This is a genomic window from Faecalibacterium sp. (assembly GCF_052358865.1).
In the GTDB taxonomy this organism is placed as follows: domain Bacteria; phylum Bacillota; class Clostridia; order Oscillospirales; family Ruminococcaceae; genus Faecalibacterium; species Faecalibacterium butyricigenerans.
In genome coordinates this window covers 1-5,391 of the sequence record NZ_DAWCVJ010000114.1, presented here as the reverse complement: position 1 = coordinate 5,391, position 5,391 = coordinate 1, and the positions used below count along the sequence as shown (strand labels likewise).

5 protein-coding genes are annotated in these 5,391 nt (G+C 50.9%); 1 reads left to right on the top strand and 4 read right to left on the bottom strand.

What is annotated here, in order from left to right:
* The first annotated feature begins 113 nt into the window (after positions 1-113).
* Positions 114-527 (top strand): helix-turn-helix domain-containing protein, encoded by a 414-nt coding sequence (locus ACT8X9_RS12645; RefSeq protein ID WP_444269226.1) that lies wholly within the window; start codon positions 114-116, stop codon positions 525-527.
* 104 nt (positions 528-631) lie between these two features.
* On the opposite strand, the gene ACT8X9_RS12640 is transcribed toward ACT8X9_RS12645, so the two are convergent.
* The 4 genes from ACT8X9_RS12640 to ACT8X9_RS12625 form a co-directional block, all read right to left on the bottom strand.
* Positions 632-2,326, bottom strand: coding sequence for a recombinase family protein (locus ACT8X9_RS12640; protein WP_444269225.1), 1,695 nt, complete (start codon positions 2,324-2,326; stop codon positions 632-634).
* Positions 2,327-2,453: 127 nt separating this feature from the next.
* Complete coding sequence (locus ACT8X9_RS12635) at positions 2,454-2,720, bottom strand: DUF6870 family protein (protein ID WP_444269224.1); 267 nt, start codon at positions 2,718-2,720, stop codon at positions 2,454-2,456.
* A 438-nt stretch (positions 2,721-3,158) separates the two neighbouring features.
* Positions 3,159-3,581 carry a sigma-70 family RNA polymerase sigma factor gene (locus ACT8X9_RS12630; RefSeq protein WP_444269223.1) on the bottom strand — a complete coding sequence of 141 codons (423 nt, stop codon included), beginning with the start codon at positions 3,579-3,581 and terminating at the stop codon, positions 3,159-3,161.
* Between the two features lie 474 nt (positions 3,582-4,055).
* The coding region (locus ACT8X9_RS12625; RefSeq protein ID WP_444269222.1) for an ABC transporter permease at positions 4,056-5,391 on the bottom strand (1,336 nt) is incomplete at its 5' end.

Below are 5,391 nucleotides of genomic sequence, written 5' to 3'. Positions count from 1 at the left end.
GACTCCACCCGCCGGGCCAGATTTTCGACTTACGCCAGCCGATGCATTGAGAATGCTATCCTCTCCCCAGCGCACTTTGGGATGGAAAAGAGAATCCCCACTCTTACGCCGATATCCCGGACCCATGGGACCGTCTGCGTTGGTGCCGCTATGGTCTTGACCTGCTGCAAAAAGAGGTTGCTGCCATGGTGGGCATGGAGGAATGGCTCTATCGGGATCTGGAAAGCGGCGCATTTCACCGCAGCTTCACGCCGGAACTTGCGGACAAGCTCGCCGCCCTTTACGGCATCCCGGTGGAGGACATTCTGGACGACTACACCCTGTTTCTGCACCGGGGCGGAGGAGACTTCCTCCGCAGATACCGGGAGGCAAAAGGCTGGAGCCGTCAGCAGCTCGCCGACCATGCAAAGGTCAGCCGGACAAGCATCCGCTGCTGGGAAAACGGACAAAAGACCATCAGTCAGAAGTGCTTTTGCCATCTGGTGGAAAACCTTGGTTCCGATTTTCCATCTATGCTTCGCATGTGAGGTATGGTAATTTTTCTCCGGCCAAACGAAAAAGCTCGTCTGCAAGCCACGATATGATTACCGCCTATTAGGAAAACAAGCTGTCGCGGTGGGGTAGAAACTGCTCAAACAACCTGTGCGCGGGGCTCGGTGTTGAGCTCGATGTACTCGACGATTTTACGAAGCTCGTCGGCAAACTTGAAGCGAACGCTGATATTACCGTTTTCGTAAACCTTGATGTGGTCTACCAGCTCAACCAGAATATCACGGGTCAGACACTCAATGTTCTGGTATTTCATAAAGGCCACCAGCGCCGGGTGCTCATTGTCCACGCCGCTTGCCAGTTCAGCCCGCTCCGCTGTCAGCTTTTCCAATACAGCGGTCAGCGTGGTTGTTTGGTGGTCATAGTCGGCCTTCATGTTGCGGTAGTCCTGATGGGTGATCTCGCCGTCTTTCCAGTCTTGATACAGTCCTTGTTTGTAGCGGGTAACTTTTGCGAGTTCCCGCTCTTTTGCCGCTATCAGATCATCCAGCCGTTTTGATTGGCACTTTTTGACCGGGGCCGTGTTGATAAGGGCAATAATTTCAGAGTAGGAAACCGCCAGATGCACCTGCTGTTGGATAGCAAACAGGACAGCCGCCTCCAAGTGGTTATGCTTGATAGAGTGCATTGTGCAAGCCGTCCGGGAGCGGTTCTTGTAGGTCGAGCAAGCGTAATACACATACTTGCCGCTTGTGCTCCGGGTTAAGGCTTTACCGCAATCAGCACACCGCAGGAAACCGCTGAACAGGTGAACTTCCCGGCCTTGGGGAGATGTGCGCGTGTCCCGTTTCAAAAGGCCCTGTACTTTGTCGAAAGTCTCGCGGGAGATAATGGCCTCGTGTGTGTTCGGAACCCGTACCCAATCTTCCTCGGGCACCGCCTCGATCTGGTGTACCTTGTAGCTCTTTACCCGGTGACGGCCTTGTACCAAATCCCCGGTGTAAATCTCATTTGTCAGTACCTCATGGATCATTCGTGCGCTCCACATGGGATTGTCACCCACGCCAGAGGAAACAGGCAGGCCCTTTAAGCGGCGGTAAGCCGAGGGGCTCGGTATGCCATGTTCGTTCAGATAGAGGCCGATGGCCCGTTTGGAGCTACCTTGCAGGAACATTGAATATATGAGCTTGACCGTTTCGGCGGCATCGGGATCAACCACCAGTTGGTGCTTGTCCTTGCTGTCCTTGACATAACCAAACGGAGCAAAAGAGCCGATATACTGGCCGCTACGCCGCTTGTAGTCAAAGACCTGACGGATCTTCTTTGAGGTCTGAAAGCAGTAATTGTCGTTCATTACATTCGTGATGGGAACCTTAATATCGGAAACGCTGTCCGGGTCAAGGTAGCTGTCCACATTCTCAGCAAGGCTGATAAAGCGGACACCCATCTGAACAAACAGGTTGTCAATCAAGCTCCCGGCGTCGCTATAATTGCGGGCCAGACGGGAAAGGTCTTTGACAACAACGCAGTTGACTTTGTGGCTCATAATGTCGGCCATCATTCGCTGAAAATCTTCCCGGTCGGTGTCCGTCCCGGTGTGGCCGTCATCAATGTATTCCGCTATGCTTTCAAATTCCTCAATGTGGGACTGGTAAAAGAAGTTGAGGATGTCCCGCTGATTTTTGACGCTGTTACTGCAGTCAAGCCCTTTCCGTATCTTTTGTAAATCCTCTTTTGAGAGCCGGATGTAGCTTGCCATTCGCCAGCGCCGGGTTCGTGTAGGGTTGGAATAAGAGGGGAAAAAGTCTTGATACCCTCTGTTTTTTGCTCTTGCCATTTGTCCTCCTTCCCTATCACATTACACCTATATTATACCTCTGTCCCGGAGGGACAACAAGGATGCCTTTGAAAGCACCGCCCTCGGGACACTTTGTCTCGAAGTTAGAAACGGGCCGTAACCGAAGTTACAGCCCGCTTTTTGCGCGGAGCAGAAAGTCGCCCAGCGTGTCCTGTAAGGACGGGCCATTCTCTGCAAATTCAATTTTTACGCCCACGCCGCCGACGCAGAAGCAGTACAGATTTTGCGCCTGCTGCATAAACCGGGCGATGCGTTCCTCACGGGACAGCCCCTTCTGAAAGGCCATACCGCTGACATCGGAAAGCGTGTCTGCGTTGGTTGCGCCAATATCGACGCTTTGCATTTTATCAAGTTCCTGCGTGGTAAGTCTCACGGTAAAACCTCCTCATTCTAATTTTGATCCCCGCTGTCCGATGGGGAAACAGGAAAGGCCAGCACCCGGAAGTGCTGGCCCTTCGTCTTTCTCCACCTCGGGACACTCTGTCTCGAAGCTGTTTTATAAAATTGGGAGCGCCGCGCTCATTTTCTTGCCCTGCCACAAGACAGCGATATTCGGCACGACGCCCCTGCACAACGGATAACTGCGGCCCGGAGGAACAGGCGGCCAGCCTGTCCAACTGCGGATCGTGGCCGTGGACTGGCCCGGCCCATTTGCGGCGCTGGTGTTGTTCGCTCGTTCCCGTGGAGGAAGTCACAGCGCACCCGCCGCTCGGCTCCCCGCGCTATGCTCGGGGCCGCCCGTTATTCCATTGTGGAGAAGAAACCTCCTCTCATATACCACCAGAAAAAAGGGGGCAAATGGAGATGCTGATTAGAGATTTTTTCTCAAATATTTTTTCATGGCCTCGATCCCGCACAGGACGGAACTACGGACAGCGCTTTTGTCCACGCCCTCGTCCCGAGCAATCTCCCGATAGCTCTTGCCGAGAATGAGGTGGGCATCCACCCGGCGGCCCTGGATCTCGGGCAAGGAGTTAAGAGCGTTCCAGAGGTGGCAGAAACGATCCATGCGCTCCAGCAGCTCCTGCGGGGACGGCTCATGCACACAGGCGGAGTATTCGATCCCGTCATCGCAGTCGAGGGAATAGTACGCCTTGTTGTAGCGGACGCGCTCGGCGCGGGCAGCCTCGGCCAACTTGCCAGCCCGGAGCTCGGCAGCCACTTCATCGGGAACTTCGATATATTCATTGGTTAAGTACCAAGGGTAATAGTCTTTCAGATTGATAGTAGTCATTATATTTTCCTCCGTTCAAATTTTGGTGAGTGGCGATCTGGACGGAGGGGGCGGCGGGGATCGACAGCCGGGGCCGCCCCTACCAACCTCGGGACAAAGTGTCTCGAAGCTGGCAGGGGATAAAAGAAAAGCGCCCGCACAGCATGACGCAATACGGGCGCACGAAACTACATTTCTATTTACATACTGAAATATTTCATGTTCGTAGCCAGACTTACCCGGAGGGGGAGCTACACTTTTTTTAGCCCGCTACCATTTGTCGAATATTGTCGATAGATAAATTGAACCACGGCGGCATCCTCCTAAATGCCGCCGTGTCATAGTACGGAAAGAGGGTCGTCGCATTTTCAAACAGACAAAAAAACGGCGGCTCTGATCTTGTCAAAGCCGCCGCTTGTAAAGTAAGCGCACGAATATTCTCTGCTCTACGACGGCTTTTTTTCTTTTGCCGTCGTGCGGCAGATTAGGATTTGTTTAGTTTTCTGATATGGATCGCTTGAACAAAATCCATGTGCTGATAAAGTAGCACAGTAGCAACAGAATAAGGATACCGACGATAATACCTACTTGTGCCATCAAAGCACCAAAGCCCAAATAGGCCGAAATTTGTACCGAAATCATTTGGAAGAAGTAGAAAATCACCACCAGAGAAATTAAGATTGCCACAGCAATCGGCAAGCCAAACCATACTGCCAACTGCTTTAAGACAAGTCGGTCAATCTCGCTTTCCTCTACTCCCAGCTTACGAAGTACTCCGAAGCGATACCGATAATGGGTTGCATCTAATAGCTGTTGCAGGGCCAGAATGGTCAAACAGATTACCATGAGAACCACCGCTCCATAGGTCATACTTGCTTTTAGAACGAACATTTCAGCCTTGGTACTGTTGACCTGCTGGGTGTGGGTTCGCATATAGTAGTGAACACCTTCTGCGCTCTCTGGATACACCGAACAAAATTCAGCCTCCAAATCCTTAGTATCGTCATAAGAGACTGGCTCCGCTGTTATGATATAGCGGTTTTTCATAACGGAAAGAAGTTCCTTGCAGACGATATCTGGAAAGATATATACAACATCGGTATAGTCGTTATATACCGTTTCCCCAATCGGCTCGTCGTAATAGCCAGTTTCAGCAAGAACCAAATCGCCAGCATCAGTCGAAACGGTTGTAATACTACTTAAAAACTCTGTTCTTTCATCCTCGGTTGCAATAGACTGCCATTGGGTCGTAAACTCATTTTCCTTTAAGGAGATTTGCTCCATTCCCAGCATCTCACGCAGGGCGTTGTAATCAGAAAGCGACATCGCCACCACGGGGAAGTCCAGTTTTACCCGATTATGAAAATCTGATTTGTTTGGCAGATAGAGATTTACCATGCGATCAAAAGAGGTTTCAATATTGTGCTCCTCAAGAAATTCCGTGACAAGCTCATAATTATCTCGCGGCAAATCGGCTTCATCATAAACATCATTGTAGCGTGTGCTAATCTGCACATCATACATAGAACGAATATCCAGATAGCCAGAAGCCCATCCAGTCAATGCCGGTGCCGCAATAAACAGGAAAATGGAAAGCACCAGCGTAAGGCAGATCAATGTCATGGTTTTGGTTGTAGTCTGTAATTTTGAAATAATCTGCCCAAAGAAAAAGAGGTTCTGCCCTTGGTATTTATGCGCCAAAGATTTTTCTTTCCATGCCACCAACAAACTGCTTGCCAAATAGATGACACCACAAATCAGAAAAATGAGGTCTGCCAAAATGAAAATCAGATATTGGTTGAGATTTCCCGTACCGAGGGCCACATAGTAT

Coding starts and splice junctions, on each gene's coding strand:
- ACT8X9_RS12640 (WP_444269225.1), bottom strand. CDS start 2,326: ATGGCAAGAGCAAAAAACAGAGGGTATCAAGACTTTTTCCCCTCTTAT.
- ACT8X9_RS12630 (WP_444269223.1), bottom strand. CDS start 3,581: ATGACTACTATCAATCTGAAAGACTATTACCCTTGGTACTTAACCAAT.